Raw genomic sequence first — 16,479 nt, forward strand, 5'->3', positions numbered from 1 at the left:
GGCGGTTCTGGTCCGAACCCTCTTGCCCTGGCAGTTCGGACCAGAACTGACGCCCGGAGGCCCGGGGGTGACGGTCGGTCAAGAGGGGGTGCGGTGGCCGCACCCCCTCTTCGCGGTCCGGTCATGTGTACCAGGTGGGTTCGGGCACCTCCCCCAGCAACGCGTACCGGCCGACCTCGACCCGCTTGTAGGCCACCGGGTCGTGCAGGCTGTGGGTGCGCAGGTTGCGCCAGTAGATGTCCAGGCCCACCGAGTTCGACGACGCGCGAGCACCGGTCAGCTCGAACACGCGGGTGGCGATCTCCAGCCCCACGTCGATGACCCGCTGCTTGGCCGCGGCGATGCGCACCGCGACGTCGCCGCGCTGCTGCTCGGTGAGCGCCTCCCGCTCGGCGTGCAGCACGGCCGAGATCTCCTCGCCCGCCTTGTCCACCAGCGCCTCGGCCGCCCACAGCTTGGCCTGCAGGTCGCCGTAGCCGTCCAGGACGTAGAACTCCTCGCCCGCGGACTCCTTGTTGTCACCGCCGTAGGGCCAGGCGCGGGTGTTGCCCGCCGTGTAGGACAGCCCCGCCTCCAGCGCGCCTTGGGCGATGCCGAGGTAGAAGTTCGCGAACACCAGCTGGATGGTGGGCACGTTGAGGGTGTTGTAGGTCAGCGCCTGGAACTGCTTGTCCACGAACCCGGCCGCCGACGCCCACGGCACGCGGACCCCGTCGATCCGCACGCTGCCGGACTCGGTGAGCCGCTGACCGAGGTTGTCCCAGTCGTCGCCGTAGACGATGGCGTCCTGCTGGGAGGGCACGATCGCGAAGACGTGCGTGTCGGTTCCCTCCAGCACGCCTTCCAGCACGGTCAGGTCGGAGACCTTGCTGCCGGTGGAGAACGACTTGCGCCCCCGGTACACCAGGGTGTCGCCCTCGTCGGTGATGACCAGGTCGTCGTCGCGCGGGTTGACCGCGCCGCCGAAGAAGAACTCGTTGCTGGTGTAGAGCTGCTCGACCTCGGCGATCTGCTCGGGGGTGGCCACCAGCCGCGCGGCCCAGGCCCACAGGTAGTGGTAGCCGAGCAGCTGGCCAATGGAGCCGTCTCCCTTGGCGACCTCGCGGATCACGCGGTAGGCGGTCTGCCAGGTCTCGCCGGCGCCGCCGTGCTCGCGCGGCCCGAGCAGCGTGACCAGCCCGGATTCCTTGAGCAGCCGCACCTCCTCGTGCGGTGTCTCGTTGGCCCGGTCGCGGCTCAGCGCGGTCTCGGCGAGCACGCCGGCGACCTCGCGGGCTCGGTCCAGCCAGCCCTGCGTGGTGTCGGGCCGGGTGGTGAAGCGGCGTTGTTCGGTGGTGGTCATGACTCTCCTTCTCTCGGTGTTTCCGGGATTTCAGCGAGCGTTCCCCACACCGATCGGGTCGCCGGTGCGGTCCAGGTCCGCTTCGAGTTCGCGGACGATCGGCAAGATGTTCTCGCCGAAGTGCTCGACGTCTTCGAGGTAGTGCAGGAATCCGAGCAGCAGGAGGTTCGCGCCGCGCTTCTTGTACTCGATGATGCGGCGCGCGATCTGCTCGGGAGTCCCGATCAGCCCGGTGCGGAACCCGTCGTTGTACTGCACGAGATCGGCGAACTCGGAGTCGGCCCACATGCCCTTGCCGTCCGATGTGGAGTTCCCGGCCTGCTGCACGGACTTGCGGAACCCCTCGACGGCACCGGCGTCGGCCTTGTCGACGATCTCGCGCAGCACCTCGCGGGCCTCGGCTTCGCTGTCGCGGGCGATGACGAAGCCGTTGAGCCCGAAGCGCACGGCGTGGTCGTTCTCGGCCGCGAAACCCCGGACGTCGGCGACCTGCTCGGAAAAGCCGTCGAAGTCCTTGCCGTTGCTGAAGTACCAGTCCGACACGCGTCCGGCGAGCTTGCGCGCGGCGGTGGAGTTGCCGCCCTGGAAGATCTCCGGATGCGCTCGGCCGGGAACGTCGACGGGCTGCGGGCGGAGGCTGAAGTCGTGGATGCGGTAGAAGTCGCCGGAGAACTCGAAGTTCGGCTGCGTCCACAGCCCGCGCAGCACGCGGATGAACTCCTCGGTCCGGCGGTAGCGCTCGTCGTGTTCGAGCCAGGGTTCGCCGAGGCCGGTGAACTCGTCCTTGAACCAGCCGCTGACGATGTTCACCGCGAACCGGCCCTCGGAGATGATGTCGGCGGTGATGCCGAACTTCGCGAGGATCGCCGGATGCCACAGGCCGGGGTGGGCGGCGACGATGAGCTTGAGCCGTTCGGTGGCGGTGAGCAGGCCGAGGCTGAACGCGGCCGGGTCGTGCTGCTGCGCGGCTCCGTAGCTCGATGCGTAGCGCACCTGGCTCAGGGCGTACTCGAACCCGCTGTTCTCGGCGAGCACGGCGAGCTTCTTGTTGTAGTCGTAGGTGAACTCGGTGCGCTGCTCGATGGTGCTGGTGACCAGGCCGCCGCTGACGTTGGGCACCCAATAGGCGAACTTCAGCGGTGTGTTCTCGGACATGCGAAGAACTCCAATGCGAACGTGAATCGGGCGTGCGGGATCGACGCGCGTGGATCACGCGCGTGCGGTGGGAAGTCCCGCTCTGCAGCGGGTTTTCAGGAAGGGTCGGTCAGCTGGGCGACGGCGCGCCGACGCGGGCGAGGTCCCCTTCGGTCAGGTTCCGCGCGTCGAACGCGGTGAGCCCGTGGTCGGCGGCGAAGGTGCGCAGCTCGTCGCCCGTGGCCATGCGGGTCTCATCGGCGGGGCTGACCAGGTGGGCGAACACCGCGGCCGGGGCGTGCCCGGCCAGGGTGACCAGGCGCAGCGCGGCGTGCGCGAGGCCGGGCTTCGGGAAGTCGGGGTCGACCGCGACGGGGACCAGGTGTCCGGGCCGGGTGAGGTCGGCGGCCACCGCCGCCGGGTCGGCGAGCACCCGCGCGGCGCGGGCGCGGTCGGCGGCGGAGATTCCGGTGCTCACCCCGACGGCGGCGTCCACCGTCACGCACACCGTGCCGCCGGTATCGCGTCGTGCCCGCGGCGACATGGGAGGCAGAGCCAGTTCATCGCAACGGTTCTCGGGGAGCGCGACGCACAGGAAGCCCGACGAGTGCCGGACGGCGAACGCGGTGCTTCCCACGTCGGCGCGTCCGGCGGCGAAGACGACTCCGCCTTCGTCACCCGCGTCGTGCACGACGACGGCTTCTCCTGCGGCGACCGCCGCCAGGGCCACGTCCTGTTCTTCGATCAGCATGAGCGTCCTCGTTTCAGATCTGGCCGTGGCGCGGCGGGAGGGTGCCGTTGAGGGTGTGGCGACCGATGTGCTGGATCTTCCAGCGGACCGGGTCGTGCAGGGTGTGGGTGCGCGCGTTGCGCCAATGCCGGTGCAGGTTCGCGGAATCGAGGCTGGACCGCGCCCCGGAGACCTCGAACAGGGCGTTGGTCAGCTCGATCGCGGTGGTGTCGGCGAACGCCTTGGCGGCGGCCACGGCGATGGAGGCGGCTCCGGCGGAGTCCTCGGTCAGGTCCGCTCGGGCGTCGTCGATGGCCGCACCGGCGGAGTCCAGCAGCGCTTCGGCGGCGCGCAGCCGGATGCCCAGTTCGCCGAAGCGCTGGATGGTCAGCGGGTCCTCGGCGGCGGTGTCCACTCCCGCTTCACCCCACGGGCGGCTGCGGGTGCGCACGAACTCCGCGGCGTCGGCCAGGGCTCCCCCGGCGATGCCGACGTCGATCGCCGCGTGCAGCGCCTGGGCGAGCGCGCCGTGCAGCTGCGGGCGCTGGAAGGTCAAGTGGTGCGGCACGATCCGCTCGGCGGGCACCCGGACGTCGTCGAGCTCGACGGTGCCGCTGGCGGTGGTGCGCTGACCCATCCCGGCCCAGTCGTCGATCACGGTGACGCCGTCGGCGTCGCGCGGCACGTAGGCGACCTGGAGGCGGTCGCTGTCGTCCTTGGCCAGCACCGGGATCCAGTGCGCCAGCAGCGCCCCGGTGGAGTAGCCCTTCGTGCCGTTGAGCGCGAAACCGCCGTCCCCGGTGGGCCTCAGCCGGGTCTGGATGTCCTGCGCGGTGCGGCTGCCGTTCTCGGACTGCGCGTTGCCGAAGCGCTTGCCCGCCAGCACTTCTGCGAAGAAGAACTCCTGCTGCTCGGGTGTCGCGCTCTCGCGCAGCACGTTGACGTAGGCGAAGTGGCTCTGCGGGATCTGCGCGATGCTGGGGTCGGCGGCGGCGAGCAGCCGGAACACCTCCAGCAGCGTGCGGGTTCCGACGTCGGCGCCGCCGTGGTCGGCGGGGACGGTGGCGGCGAGCAGGCCGCTGGCCGACAGCTCGCCGAGCTCGGCGCGCGGGATGCGGCGCTCCCGATCCCGGTCAGCGGCCTCGACCGCGAACGAGTCGGCCTGCCGGCGTGCCTGCACGAGCGCGTCGGCGTCGTCGCGCAGCACGGCGGCCACCGGGGTGGGAACGGTGGACGTGGTTGCCATGGGAGGGCTCCTCGGAGGCAGCGGAAAACGGCGCGCGGCAGCCTGAACCAGACGCGGCTGCGCCGAATGAGAAGAGGGAGAAGAGCGCTGCGGATCAGCGGATGCGACACGCCTGCGCGGCCACGCGAACGAGGTCGACGTGGCGGCGCTTGGTCAGCAGATCCGCGGGGAGCACGCACTCATGCCACCAGTGCCCACCACAGGTGTCAACAGCCGGATCGACGATCCCATCCTGCGGACGCACGAGGTCCGCAAGACCCGCGCGGGCGCGTGCTCCAGCACCGACCTCGACGCGCGGCCGCGCGAGCGCGGGGTGAACACCCTGCTGTCGGCGGGGATCTCGACCAGCGGCGTGGTGCTGTCGACCGTCCGCGACGCCGCCGGCCGGGACCACCGGGTCCGGGTGCCGGCGGACCTGTGCGCCGACCCGGACCCGGTGGTCCCCGACTTCTTGGCCGGCCAGATCTGCGCCGCGCACGGCCAGACGATCACGACCGGGGGGACTTCGACCGGCGAGTCAGACCTGCCCGACTCCCCCATCGGCGGCGAGCACCGAGCCGTTGACGTAGCCGGCGGCGTCCGTGGCCAGGAAGACCGCGGCCGCCGCGATCTCCTCGGGCTTGCCGTGGCGACCCAACGGGATCGTTCGCTGGGCCCGCTCCCGGGTTTCGGCGTCGACGAGGTCGAGCAGGCCCGGTGTGGGGACCATGCCGGGCGAGACCACGTTGACCCGGAACTCGCGCGCACCGGAGCTGTGCGCCCAGCCGCGCGCCAGGTGGTGCACCGCGGCCTTGGTCGCCGCGTAGATCTCCAGGCCGGGCTGCGGGTGCGTCGCGGCGGTCGATCCGGTGAGGATGATCGAGGCGCCCGACCGCAGCAGCGGCAGCGCCTTCTGGACGGTGAAGACCGTTCCCTTGACGTTCACGCCGAACTGGGCGTCGAACTGCTCCTCGGCGACCTCGCCGAACGGCGCGTCGATGCCGATGCCGGCGTTGGCGACCACCACGTCGACGTGCCCCGCCCGCTCTCGGACCGTCTCGTAGAGGGCGTCGAGATCGGCGAGCTTCGAGGAGTCGCAGACCACGGCGGTGACGTCCTCGCCGAGCTCGGCGATCGCCTCGTCGAGCGCCTCCTTCCGGCGGCCGGTGATGAACACCGTCGCGCCTTCGTCGCGGAACGCTCGCGCGATCGCGAGCCCGATTCCGCTGCTACCACCGGTGACCACGGCGACCTTGTCCTGCAGGACGGCCATGCCGCCCACCTCCCTGAATTATGGACCATTCCGTCCACAACTCTGCCCGTTCTGGACCGAACGGTCAAGAAGTCGTATTCTCGTGCCGTGCCACGACCCCGGGAGTTCGACGAAGCCGGTGTCGTCGCGGCGGTCCGCCAGGAGTTCTGGGACAAGGGCTACGCGGCGACGTCGCTGGACGACCTCATGCGCGCCAGCGGACTCGGCAAGGGCAGCCTCTACGGCGCGTTCGGCGACAAGCGGAGCCTGTTCCTGCGCGTGCTGCGCGACTACGACGAGGCCAACGACCGCATGCTCCGCGAGCGCCTGGCCGCGGCGAAGCGGGGCGTGGACTTCGTCCGCGACTTCGTGCGCGGTCCGGGGAGCGACGTGACGGGCGCCCGGCGCGGCTGCCTGCTGGCCAACACCACCGCCGAACTGGCCATGAGCATGCCCGACGTCGCCGCCGAGGCCCGCCGCAGCTACGAGGCGACCACGCGGGTGCTGACCGAGGCGCTCGACCGCGCCCAGCGCGAGGGCGACGTCGAGGCGGACGCGGACGCCGAGGAACTCGCCCGGGCCGTCCTGGCCGCCCAGCTCGGCATCGTCGCACTCGGGCGCACCGGCATGAGCCTCGACGAGCTCGCCACGGCCGCCGACTGCGCCCTGCGCAGGCTGCTGCCCGCTACTGGCTGAGCAGGCCCATCGTCGTGGTGGCCAGTGCGACGACGAGGATCGTCGAGCAGGTGCCCAGCGCGAACGCGCGCGGTCCCGTGCGCAGCAGCGCCCCGACGCGGACCGCCGTGCCCAGCGCGAACAGCGCGGCGGTGAGCAGCAGCGTGGTAACCGGCCGGGACACGTCGACGACGAACTCCGGCAGAACCCCGCTGCTGCGCAGCACCACGGTCACCAGGAATCCGGCCACGAACAACGGCATGATCGGCGGTCGCGTCGCCGTCGCGCGCCGCCGGCCGAGCAGGCTCACGCCGGCCACCAGGGGGGCCAGCAACACCACGCGGCTGAGCTTGACCACCACCGCCAGCGTCACCGCCGAGGCACCCAGCGGCGAGGCGGCGGCCACGACCTGAGCGACCTCCTGCACGCCCGCCCCGGCGATCCGCCCGCCGAGGTCGGCGCCGACACCGGTGCCCGCGAAGGTCACCGGCAGCGCGATCATCGCGACGGTCCCGAAGACCGTCACCATCGCCACGCTGGTCGCCACGTCCTCGTCCTCGCGGTCCACCACTCCCTCGACCGCGGCCACGGCGGAGGCCCCGCAGATCGAGAACCCGGTCGCCACCAGCAGCGACAGGCCTCGCGAGACTCCCAGCACCCGGCCGAGCCACAGCGTCCCGGCGAAGGTCGCCACCACGGTGATCAGCACCGCCAGCACCGTGCCCGCGCCCAGCCCGAGGATCTGCCCGATGCTCAGCTGCAACCCGAGCAGCACCACGCCCGCGCGCAGCGGGGTGCGCGCCGCCCACGCGAGTCCCGGCCGAACCCGCTCGGGCAGGCGCGGGAGGTTCCCGACCACCACGCCCAGCGCGACCGCGACGGTCAGCGCGCTGAGCACCGGAACCTGCGAGGACACCAGCATCGCCGCGGCCACGGCCGCGCCGGTCAGCACGAGTCCCGGAACGAGGTGGGTATCGGCGCTGGTCAGGATCTTCACATCGGTCAGGTTCGCCGACCGGGCGGCCACCTTGTAGCCGTCGTCGGCGCAGGTCGTCATAGCCCAGCGGAATGCCCGCTCCCCAGTGGGCCTGCCCAGGACCTACCCTTCGGGCATGACCGCGCCCGATTCGGAATCCCTGCGCCTGCTGGTGCTGGTGGGCGAGCTGGGCAGCATCGGGGCCGCCGCCGCCGAGCTGCGCATCAGCCAGCCCTCGGCGAGCAAGCGCCTCAACCGGCTGGAACGGCAGCTCGGCCTGGCGCTGCTGGAGCGCACCCGTCAGGGCTGCACGCCCACCCCCGCCGGGGAGATGGTGTGCGGCTGGGCGCGCGAGGTCCTCGCGCACGTCGACGGACTGATGAACGGCGTCCGGGCGCTGCGCGCCCAGCAGGAGTCCAAGCTGCGGGTGGCGGCGAGCATGACCGTCGCCGAGTACCTCGTGCCGCGCTGGATCAGCCGGCTTCGAGAAGCCCTGCCCGAGGTCCACCTGGAGCTCGACGTCACCAACTCCGCGGCGGTGGCCGAAGCGGTCCGGCACGGCCAGGCCGATCTGGGCTTCATCGAAACCCCCGACCCGCCCGAGGGCGTCTCGGTTCGCTACGTCGCCCGCGACCGCATGGTCGTCATCGCCCCGCCCGGACACCCCTGGGCGAAACTGCGGCGACCGCTGACCCCCAGCGAACTGGCCGCCACGCCGGTGATCGTGCGCGAACACGGCTCGGGAACCCGGGAAACGCTGCACCGGGCGCTGGCCGACGTCGGCGCCACCCCGGTGGCTCCGCTGCTGGAGCTGCGCTCGACCACCGCCGTGCGCAACGCGGTGGTCGCAGGCGCCGGCCCGGCGGTGCTCAGCACGCTCGCGGTGGCCACCGACCTCGCCGAGAAGCGGCTCGTGGAGGTCCCGGTCGCCGACCTGGACCTGCGACGACCGCTGCACGCGGTCTGGCGCTCAGGACTTCAGCTCACCGGCCCGGCCGCGGCGCTGCTGGCCACCGCCATGCGCGCTCCCGACTGACGACGGCAGCGCGCGCGTCGGTGCGGCGGCCTTGAGCAGCATCTCGTCGAACTCGTCCTCCGGATCCGACGCCAGCACGATCGCACCACCGGCGCCGACCTGCCAGCGGCCGTCGACGAGCACCATCGTGCGGATGACGATGTTGAGGTCGGCCACGCCCGAACAGCCCAGGTAGCCGATGGTGCCGGAGTACACGCCGCGCGCCCGGTCCTCGACCTCTCCGATGATCTCCAGCGTGCGCGGTTTGGGCGCTCCGGTCATCGATCCGCCCGGGAAGCAGGCGCGCACGCAGTCGATCGCGTCGCGCTCGGGGCGCAGCGCACCGCGGATCGTCGAGACCAGCTGGTGCACGGTCTCGTAGGTCTCCACCGCCATCAGCTCGGGCACGTGCACCGTGTCCACCGCGCACACCCGGCCGAGGTCGTTGCGCATCAGGTCGACGATCATCAGGTTCTCGGCCCGCGTCTTCGGATCGGCCGCCAGCTCACGCCGGATGCGCGCGTCCTCCTCGGGGTTCTCGCCGCGCGGTGCGGTGCCCTTGATCGGCTTGGCCTCCACCACCCGGTCCGAGGTGATCTTGAGGAACCTCTCCGGCGAGGAGCACGCCACCTCGACACCGCCCGCGCGCAGGAAAGCGGAGTACGGCGCGGGATTCCGGCGGCGCAGGCGCCGGTAGGTCCGCAACGCCGGTTCCGCGGCGGGCAGGTCCGCCGAGTTGGTCAGGCAGATCTCGTAGCTCTCACCGGCCAGCAGGTGCTGCTTGCACCGGAGCACGTCGCTCACGTACTCGGCGCGGTCGCGGGCCAACGCGGACTCGACGCCGTCGGCCTCACCGCCGCCGGGTTCGTCGAGCCGGACCGGGTCCGCCAGCCGCGCGGCGGTGTCGGCGAGCCAGTCGACCGCACCGGACCGGTCCTCTCCCTCGCTCAGCGCCACCAGGTAGGTGCGCTGCTGCTGGTGGTCGACGGCGACGAAGCGGTCGGCGAAGATCCACACCGCGTCCGGCGTCGGCGAGCGGTGCCGGTTGGGCGAGCCGCAGTCGGCCTTGAGCTCGTACCCGAAGTAGCCGACGTAACCACCGGTGAAGTCGAACGGCAGCGGCGGCGCTTCGACCTCGCGGCGCGCCAGCTCCCGCTGCAACCGGTCGAGGACCGGCTCGTCGCCGGAACCGACGCGGTAGACGAGGGTTTCGCTGAGCGGACCGGAATCGTCGCCGAGGAAGGAGAACCGCGACAGCCCCTCCTCGACCCGGGAGCTGTCCAGCCAGAACGCGTTCTCCGACTCGGAGAACAGCCGCGTGAACGCCGATTCGGTGTCGACCGCCCCGTCGAGCTCCACGACGTTGGCGCGGAACCTCCTCTGCGGCAGGACCCTTCGCGGCGCTCGTCGCGCGGCCCGAGGCGTGCTGCGGGTGGCGAGATCGCGGAAGTTCGCGAGCAGCCGCTCGCCGTGCTCGGACTCGACGGACTCCGGGTGGAACTGCACGCCCCAGCGCGGCAAACGCCTGTGCCGCAACGCCATCACCACCCCGTCCTCGGCGCGCGCGGTGACCAGCAGCTCCTCGGGCACCGGCTCGGCCACGCACAGCGAGTGGTAGCGCACGGCCCCGAACCCGGTGGGAATCCCGGCGAACATCAGGTCGCCGTCGTGCGCGACGCGGGTGATGTGACCGTGCCGCGCGACCGGGGCCTGCACGACGCGCGCGCCCTCGCTCACCGCCAGGCCCTGGTGCCCGAGGCACACCCCCAGCACCGGAACGGTGGCCCTGTCCAGGACGTCGGCGCAGATGCCGAAGTCGCGCGGACGTTCCGGCGTTCCAGGTCCGGGTGAGAGGACGACGTTGTCGTAGTCGTCGAGGTCGACGGACGCGTCGTTGGTGACCACGTGCGGCTCGCAGCCGTTGACCCGGGCCAGCAGGTGGAACAGGTTGTAGGTGTAGGAGTCGTGGTTGTCGACCAGCAGCGTGCGCACGACTCCGCCCTCCCGTCCGGGGGTTGCGAGGGTCAGCTGTCCTCGCCCCTCTTGTCCTCTTCGCCCTTGCGGTCCTCGCGCCCCCTGCGCTCCTCCTGCTTGTCCCCGTCGGGCGGCTGGGGACGCTCGGTCCGCGCGGGCGGCGGAGGCGGAGGAGGCGGTGGCGTGCTGGTCGTGGAGTTCAGGACCGCGTCGGACACGATCAGCGGCTGCTGGGAGCCGCGCAGTCCGAGCTGGTGGCGCTCGGTGATGCGGGACCCGTCGGTCATGTGGAGTTCGACTCCGACCAGGACGGTGTTGGGCGCGCTGGTCTTCGGCGGCTCGACGACGCGCACGTCGGCCACGCTCGACCAGAAGCCCTCGTAGCCCGCGCGGCCCTGCGCCTGCAAGCCGGTGCCCAACCGCGTCCACGCGTTGGCGGGGTGCTCGGGCAGCAGCGCGTAGTAGTCCGAGACGACGCGTTCGAGCTCGGCGGCCGTGGCGGACCGCTCCACCGGCTGCTCCTTCTCGGCCGAGGGCAGCAGGAAGGCCAGCAGGACCAGCACCACCGCGGCGGCACCGGCGGCCGCGTAGATCCAGCGCCGCGAGCGAGCGGGCTGCGGCGCGGAGACCGGAACGTTGTCGAGGCGGGTGTCCTGGCTCGGCGAAGCGGCCTGCACCCGGGCCACCGGCTGCGTGAGGTCCGGGTCGGTGATCGGCGGGAGCGGCGACGGGGCTCCGGAGAGCACGGCCTGCATCGCCTCGCTCGCCTGCGCGGGCGAGGGCCGCTGAGCGGGGTCGACGTGCAGCATCCTGGTCAGCACCGGGGCCAGCACGCCGGCCAGCTGCGGCGGGCGGATCTGCCCCGCCGCGACCTCGTGCAGCAGGGCGATCGAGTTCTCCGCGCCCTCGCCGAACGGGGGCACGCCCTCGACCGCGGCGTAGAGCGTCGCGCCCAGCGCGTAGACGTCGGAGGCGGGCGTGGGCGCCCGCCCGCGAGCGACCTCGGGAGACAGGTAGGCGGGCGTGCCCGCGATGACGCCGGTCTGCGTGACAGCGACGTCGTCGACGGCGTGCGCGATGCCGAAATCGGTGATCTTGGCGGTGCCGTCGTCGCTGAGCAGGATGTTGCCCGGCTTCACGTCGCGGTGGGTGATCCCGGCGGCGTGGGCCGCGTCGAGGGCGGCGGCCGTCTGCGCGCCGATGCTCGCCACCGCACCGGGCGTCATGCGCCCCTTCTCCGCCAGGACCTCGGCGAGGCTGCGCGAGGGCAGGAACTCCATGATCAGCACGGGGAAGCCGTCCTGCTCGATCACGTCGTGCACCGCCACCGCGTTCGGGTGGTGCAGGCGCGCGGCGATGCGGCCCTCGCGCATCGCCCGCTGCCGGGCCACTTCGACGAGCTCGGGGGTCGACGCCGCGCTGGGGTTGAGCTGCTTGACCGCGACGGGGCGTCCCAGCAGCTCGTCGGCGGCCAGCCACACCACGCCCATGCCGCCGCTGCCCAGTCGCCGCTCCAGCCGGTACCGATCGGCGAGCAGCGCGCCCACCTCTGCCACGCGTAGCCCTTCTGCTCGGGAAAAACCCCGACCAGGCTAACCCGGACGTGTGATCCGCCCTGGACCCCCGGGCACCTTCTCAGCCTCCGAACTGGGAAAACGCCTTCTTCCGGAGCGCATCCCTCCGGTTCACGGGCACCGCGACCACGCAGCGCGAAAATCCTGACGGCGCGTGACCGATGGGTGACACTGTGATCCGACCGACCACGGGAGGAACGTGATGGAGTACCGGACCGTCGGGGCGACCGGCGTTCGCGTGTCGCCGCTGTGCCTGGGAACGATGTCGTTCGGCGCCGAAGCCGACGAGCAGACCTCGGCAGAGATGTTCCAGCAGGCGCGCGAGCTTGGCCTCAACTTCTTCGACACCGCCGACGTCTACGCGGGCGGGCGCTCCGAGGAGATCCTCGGCAGGCTCATCGCCGACTGCCGCGACGAGGTCGTGCTCACCTCGAAGGCGTTCTTCCCCACCGGACCCGACATCAACGCCCAGGGTTCCTCCCGCCGCTACCTCGTGCGCGCCGTGGAGGCCAGCCTGCGGCGCCTGGGCACCGAGTGGATCGACTTCTACTTCGTGCACGCCTTCGACGCGCACACCCCGATCGAGGAAACCCTGCGCGCGCTCGACGACCTGCAACGGCAGGGCAAGATCCGCTACCCCGCGGTGAGCAACTGGGCGGCCTGGCAGATCGCCAAGGCGCTGGGGATCTCGGCCAAGGACCGGCTGGCGCGCTTCGAGCTGATCCAGCCGATGTACAACCTCGTCCGCAGGCAGGCCGAAGTGGAGATCATGCCGCTGGCCGAATCCGAGAAGCTCGGCGTCATCACCTACAGCCCGCTCGGCGGCGGTCTGCTCACCGGCAAGTACGGGACCAGCCGCCGTCCCGAGACCGGACGTCTCGTCGACAACGAGCGCTACGCCCGCCGCTACGGGCAGGAGTCCGACTACGTCACCGCCGAGAAGTTCACCGACTTCTGCGCTCAGCAGGGCGTCGAACCGGCCACGCTCGCCGTCGCCTGGGCGATGTCGGCCCCGGCGGTCACCGCCCCCATCATCGGCGGCCGCGATCTCGACCAGCTCGCCGACTCGCTGGCGGCGCTCGACATCGACATGACCCCCGACCTCCGCGAGGAGATCTCCCAGCTCTCCCCTCCCCCGCCGCCGGCGACGGACCGCACCGAAACCCGCGACGTCGCTCTCACCTGAGGCCGGGAAGTTCGCCGGGCGCGGGGAGACCGCGACGACGCGGGCGCTATTGTGCCTCTCGTCGTGGCGTTTTCGCTTCGCTCGGAGGGGATGGCCTTGAGCAGCAACGAGATTTCACGTTGGTCCGATCAGTCCAAGCCATCGTCCGCCGAAGGGTGGATCGCGCGAGCGCGCGAAGTCGCGGGAGTCCTCGCCGCCGACGCCGTCGAGCGCGACTGGGCCGGTGCGGTGCCGACGCGAGAAGTCCAGCTGCTCAAGGACTCCGGGCTGGTCACCCTGCTGGGCCCCGCGGAGCACGGTGGCGCGGAGCAGCACTGGACCACCGCCTGCCGCGTGGTGCGCGAGGTCTCCGCCGGGGACGGCTCGATCGGACAGCTGCTCGGCCACCACTACGTGTGGGCGTGGGCGATGCGCCTGGTCGGCACTCCCGCGCAGATCGCCGAGGTCGACGAGCTCTACACCACCCGCGGCCACTTCTTCGGCGGCGTGGTCAACCCGCGCGACCACGACCTCGTCGTCACCGATGAGGGCGAAACCCTGCTCTACCGCGGCAAGAAGTTCTTCTCCACCGGGAGCAAGGTCGCCGACCTGCTGGTGATGGAGGGAACGCTGGAAACCAGCGGGAGCAGCGTGTTCGCGGTCGTGCCCGCCCAGCAGGACGGGATCACCTTCGGCGACGACTGGAACAACCTCGGCCAGCGGCTCACCGTCTCCGGCAGCGTGGAGATCACCGACGTCCGGGTGCCGTGGTCAGGCGCCGCCGGGTACGTCGACAAGCAGTTCCGCCCGTCGGCCTTCAGCACCCTGCACGTGCCCGCGCTGCACCTGGTGTTCGCCAACCTCTACCTCGGCATCGCCCAGGCGGCGCTGCGCGCCGGCGTCACCTACACCCGCGGTCACACGCGCGCCTGGCCCTACGGCGGCGAGGGCAAGAACTCCGGCACCGAGGAGTTCTACGTGCTGGAGGGGTACGGCGACCTGCAGTCCAAGCTGTGGGCGGCCGAGACGCTCACCGACGCGGCGGGAGCGAACCTCGCGCAGCTGCTGCACGCCGACCGCGATTCGGTGACGCGCGAACAGCGGGGCCGCGCAGCGGTTCTCGTCTCAGCCGCCAAGCAGCGCGCGATCGACGTGGGCCTGGAGATCGCCAACCGGGTCTTCGAGCTCACCGGCGCCCGCGCCACGGCCAACTCGGTGGGCATGGACCTCTACTGGCGCAACCTGCGCACCCACAGCCTGCACGACCCGGTGGCCTACAAGCGGGTCGAGGTCGGCCGGTACACCCTGCGCGGTGACCTGCCGACCCCGTCCCCCTACAGCTGATCTACTCCGGCGCTTCGCCGTCGGTCCAGGTGCGCGGCACGACCACGTGCAGCGCGTTGCGCGCGACCTCGAAGGTCTGCGGAGTGCTGGAGACGACCTCGCCGTCGATGTTGATCGGCAGCGGCTCCTCGGTGTCGATCCGCACCGCGCGGGTCCGGATGTGCTCGACCTGATCGCTGGACTTGCCGGTCTTGAGCCCGCGCACGACGTCGGCGAGCTGGCGGAGGTTGCCCTGCTTGATGACCGTGACGTCCAGCGCGTCGTCGTCGATGCCGGAGTCGCTGGCGGCCAGCTGCCCGCCGCCGAAGTAGCGACCGTTGGCGACCGAGACCTGGAGCAGCTTGTCGTGCTCGCGGTCCTCGTGGTCTCCGTCCGGGAAGGTCAGCTTGGCGCCGAAGGGCCGGTGCTTGAGGAACGCCTTGGCGGTGGCCACCGGGTAGGCCAGCGGGCCGACGTAGCGCTTGAGCCGGGGCGACATGGCCTGCGCGACCTCGGCGCCGATGCCGACCGAGGCGCGGTTGACGTAGTAGTTGTCCCCGCAGAGACCGAGGTCGACGTCGACGATGTGGCTGCCCAGGATGGTCCGGCAGGCCCCGTCGAGGTCGTCGGGGATGTGCATGGTGCGGGCGAAGTCGTTGGCCGTGCCCAACGGCAGCAGCGCGAGCGGGACGTCGCGGTGCGCCAGGCAGTCGACCACCGAGCTGACGCTGCCGTCTCCGCCGCCGACGATGATCAGGTCGTGGCCGCTCTTGGCCGCCGAGTCGACGGTTTCGACCAGTCGTGACGGGTCGTGCAGCGGGTAGGTGGCGCCCAGGGGTACGCCGAGCTCGCGCAACCGGTCGAGGGCGTAGGCGTAGGCCTTGCCTCCGGTGCGCGAGTGCACGTTGACCACCAGGGCGGCTTTGGTGACAGGCCGCTCGATGCGAATGGTCCGCCTCCTGCGAAGTTCGGGGACACCGATGGCGTCCTTTCTACCGCCGCCAGGTCGCGGGCCACACCCCACAGGGGTGTCCGGGACCGAGCGGCACCGCCGCGAGACGTGGAACCGGGCCTCGCGGCCTTCCCCTCGCCGCAGGAACGGACGGTCAGGCGCGGGCGCCGACGTCTGCGGTGACGACGCCGGTCGAGACCAATCGGCGCTTGGCTCGGCGGGTGCCCCACGGACCGTGCAGGGCGATCATGTCGGACGGGAGCGGACAGGTGCGCCCACCTTCGGCGATCCGGGAAATACCGGCCTCCGGGCGGGGCTGAGCGTGCTTGGACACAGTTCTCACCAGCGAAAAGTAGGTAAAGAGCAAAATTGGGGGCAGGAGAGCACGCGCTGCCGAGAACCAATTATGCGCCATCCGATGTCGATCTTCACGGCGGGGTCGACATCTGCGCCCGAATGCGTCGAATTCCATTCGCATTCCATTGTGGATCGAATTGCAATTCCCGCGATTTCACCGGGTTTTAGGCTCAATTTCACTTTGCACTGAAGTGATAGGTGTCATCGCCACGTGCACGACCCCTCGGCGGGTCGCGTTCATGCGGGCATGCCATCGTGGGGCCATGAGCGCCGGGCAGCAGGCCGAGCCGATCGCACAGCAGTCCCAGCCCGACCGAGGGCAGCGGTTCCACACCGCGATGGAAGCCGTGACGCGAAGACTCCCCTTCGGGCTCTCCCGCGTCGTCGCGCCCAGCCTCCTCGGCTTCGCGCTGATCAACGGATCCACCTTCGCCTTCGACCTGCTGCTGCTCACGCTGTTCCGCAGCGTGCTGCACTGGCCGGTCCCGGTGGCCTTCACGGTCGCGTACCTGATCGCCTTCGCGCTGAGCTTCGTGCTCAACCGGGCGCTGAACTTCCGCTCGCACGCGCCCGTCGGACCGCAGGCCGCGCTCTACGCGCTGGCGATCTTGATCAACTACCTGGCGTTCATCCTCGGCCTCGGCAGCGGCCTGGCGGCACTGGGCACGCAGTACCACGTGTCGCGGCTCGTCGCCGGCCTGTGCGAAGCGGTGTACATGTACAGCGTCATGCGCTGGGTCATCTTCCGCGACACCGACGGTCGCTGAGCTCCAGCCGCACGGGCT

Annotated in this window: 16 protein-coding genes and 1 pseudogene; 6 read left to right on the plus strand and 11 right to left on the minus strand. The window is 71.2% G+C overall.

Annotation, left to right across the window (positions count from 1 at the left end; genetic code table 11):
- Positions 1-121: 121 nt before the first annotated feature.
- The 5 genes from AB0J78_RS22150 to AB0J78_RS22170 form a co-directional block, all read right to left on the minus strand.
- Entirely contained in the window at positions 122-1,342 is a 1,221-nt protein-coding gene (locus AB0J78_RS22150) for an acyl-CoA dehydrogenase family protein (RefSeq protein ID WP_363791913.1), read from the minus strand.
- A 30-nt stretch (positions 1,343-1,372) separates the two neighbouring features.
- Complete coding sequence (sfnG, locus tag AB0J78_RS22155) at positions 1,373-2,497, minus strand: dimethylsulfone monooxygenase SfnG (protein WP_363791915.1); 1,125 nt, start codon at positions 2,495-2,497, stop codon at positions 1,373-1,375.
- A gap of 109 nt (positions 2,498-2,606) precedes the next feature.
- Positions 2,607-3,227, minus strand: coding sequence for a 3,4-dihydroxy-2-butanone-4-phosphate synthase (locus tag AB0J78_RS22160; RefSeq protein ID WP_363791917.1), 621 nt, complete (start codon positions 3,225-3,227; stop codon positions 2,607-2,609).
- 13 nt (positions 3,228-3,240) lie between these two features.
- Positions 3,241-4,452 carry an SfnB family sulfur acquisition oxidoreductase gene (locus AB0J78_RS22165; protein ID WP_363791919.1) on the minus strand — a complete coding sequence of 404 codons (1,212 nt, stop codon included), beginning with the start codon at positions 4,450-4,452 and terminating at the stop codon, positions 3,241-3,243.
- Positions 4,453-4,546: 94 nt separating this feature from the next.
- Positions 4,547-4,696 carry a putative leader peptide gene (locus AB0J78_RS22170; RefSeq protein WP_363792280.1) on the minus strand — a complete coding sequence of 50 codons (150 nt, stop codon included), beginning with the start codon at positions 4,694-4,696 and terminating at the stop codon, positions 4,547-4,549.
- On the opposite strand from AB0J78_RS22170, the pseudogene AB0J78_RS22175 reads away from it, so the two are divergent.
- A pseudogene (locus AB0J78_RS22175) lies at positions 4,634-4,828 on the plus strand (isochorismatase family protein); the annotation flags it as partial. The gene AB0J78_RS22170 and the pseudogene AB0J78_RS22175 overlap by 63 nt on opposite strands.
- Positions 4,829-4,969: 141 nt before the next feature.
- On the opposite strand, the gene AB0J78_RS22180 reads toward AB0J78_RS22175, so the two are convergent.
- Positions 4,970-5,704: a glucose 1-dehydrogenase gene (locus AB0J78_RS22180; RefSeq protein ID WP_363791921.1), complete on the minus strand. Its 735-nt coding sequence runs from the start codon at positions 5,702-5,704 to the stop codon at positions 4,970-4,972.
- Between the two features lie 87 nt (positions 5,705-5,791).
- On the opposite strand from AB0J78_RS22180, the gene AB0J78_RS22185 reads away from it, so the two are divergent.
- Complete coding sequence (locus AB0J78_RS22185) at positions 5,792-6,379, plus strand: helix-turn-helix domain-containing protein (RefSeq protein ID WP_363792282.1); 588 nt, start codon at positions 5,792-5,794, stop codon at positions 6,377-6,379.
- On the opposite strand, the gene AB0J78_RS22190 is transcribed toward AB0J78_RS22185, so the two are convergent.
- Positions 6,369-7,415: a putative sulfate exporter family transporter gene (locus AB0J78_RS22190; protein WP_363791923.1), complete on the minus strand. Its 1,047-nt coding sequence runs from the start codon at positions 7,413-7,415 to the stop codon at positions 6,369-6,371. The genes AB0J78_RS22185 and AB0J78_RS22190 overlap by 11 nt on opposite strands.
- A 55-nt stretch (positions 7,416-7,470) precedes the next feature.
- Between AB0J78_RS22190 and AB0J78_RS22195 the strand changes: the two genes are divergently transcribed.
- The gene (locus AB0J78_RS22195; protein ID WP_363791925.1) at positions 7,471-8,370 is read left to right on the plus strand and encodes a LysR family transcriptional regulator; all 900 of its coding nucleotides are present in this window, start codon (positions 7,471-7,473) and stop codon (positions 8,368-8,370) included.
- Here AB0J78_RS22195 and pabB read toward each other — a convergent pair.
- Both pabB and AB0J78_RS22205 read right to left on the minus strand, forming a co-directional pair.
- Positions 8,305-10,341 carry an aminodeoxychorismate synthase component I gene (gene pabB, locus AB0J78_RS22200; RefSeq protein WP_363791927.1) on the minus strand — a complete coding sequence of 679 codons (2,037 nt, stop codon included), beginning with the start codon at positions 10,339-10,341 and terminating at the stop codon, positions 8,305-8,307. The genes AB0J78_RS22195 and pabB overlap by 66 nt on opposite strands.
- Before the next feature lie 32 nt (positions 10,342-10,373).
- Positions 10,374-11,879, minus strand: a complete 1,506-nt coding sequence (locus AB0J78_RS22205) for a serine/threonine-protein kinase (RefSeq protein ID WP_363791929.1) — start codon at positions 11,877-11,879, stop codon at positions 10,374-10,376.
- A 220-nt stretch (positions 11,880-12,099) separates the two neighbouring features.
- Here AB0J78_RS22205 and AB0J78_RS22210 point away from each other — a divergent pair, with 220 nt between their 5' ends.
- Both AB0J78_RS22210 and AB0J78_RS22215 read left to right on the plus strand, forming a co-directional pair.
- Positions 12,100-13,083: an aldo/keto reductase gene (locus AB0J78_RS22210; RefSeq protein ID WP_363791931.1), complete on the plus strand. Its 984-nt coding sequence runs from the start codon at positions 12,100-12,102 to the stop codon at positions 13,081-13,083.
- A gap of 90 nt (positions 13,084-13,173) precedes the next feature.
- A complete protein-coding gene (locus AB0J78_RS22215) occupies positions 13,174-14,406 on the plus strand; it encodes an acyl-CoA dehydrogenase family protein (RefSeq protein ID WP_363791933.1) in 1,233 nt (410 codons plus the stop codon).
- A 1-nt stretch (position 14,407) separates the two neighbouring features.
- Here AB0J78_RS22215 and AB0J78_RS22220 read toward each other — a convergent pair whose 3' ends face one another.
- Together AB0J78_RS22220 and AB0J78_RS22225 are read right to left on the minus strand one after the other, a co-directional pair.
- A complete protein-coding gene (locus AB0J78_RS22220) occupies positions 14,408-15,298 on the minus strand; it encodes a YegS/Rv2252/BmrU family lipid kinase (RefSeq protein ID WP_363791936.1) in 891 nt (296 codons plus the stop codon).
- A gap of 193 nt (positions 15,299-15,491) precedes the next feature.
- The gene (locus AB0J78_RS22225) at positions 15,492-15,680 is read right to left on the minus strand and encodes a hypothetical protein (RefSeq protein WP_132627042.1); all 189 of its coding nucleotides are present in this window, start codon (positions 15,678-15,680) and stop codon (positions 15,492-15,494) included.
- Positions 15,681-16,032: 352 nt separating this feature from the next.
- Here AB0J78_RS22225 and AB0J78_RS22230 point away from each other — a divergent pair, with 352 nt between their 5' ends.
- Complete coding sequence (locus AB0J78_RS22230; RefSeq protein ID WP_363792284.1) at positions 16,033-16,461, plus strand: GtrA family protein; 429 nt, start codon at positions 16,033-16,035, stop codon at positions 16,459-16,461.
- The last annotated feature ends 18 nt before the right edge of the window (positions 16,462-16,479 follow it).

It is taken from the genome of Saccharopolyspora sp. NPDC049426 (assembly GCF_040676935.1).
GTDB lineage: Bacteria > Actinomycetota > Actinomycetes > Mycobacteriales > Pseudonocardiaceae > Saccharopolyspora.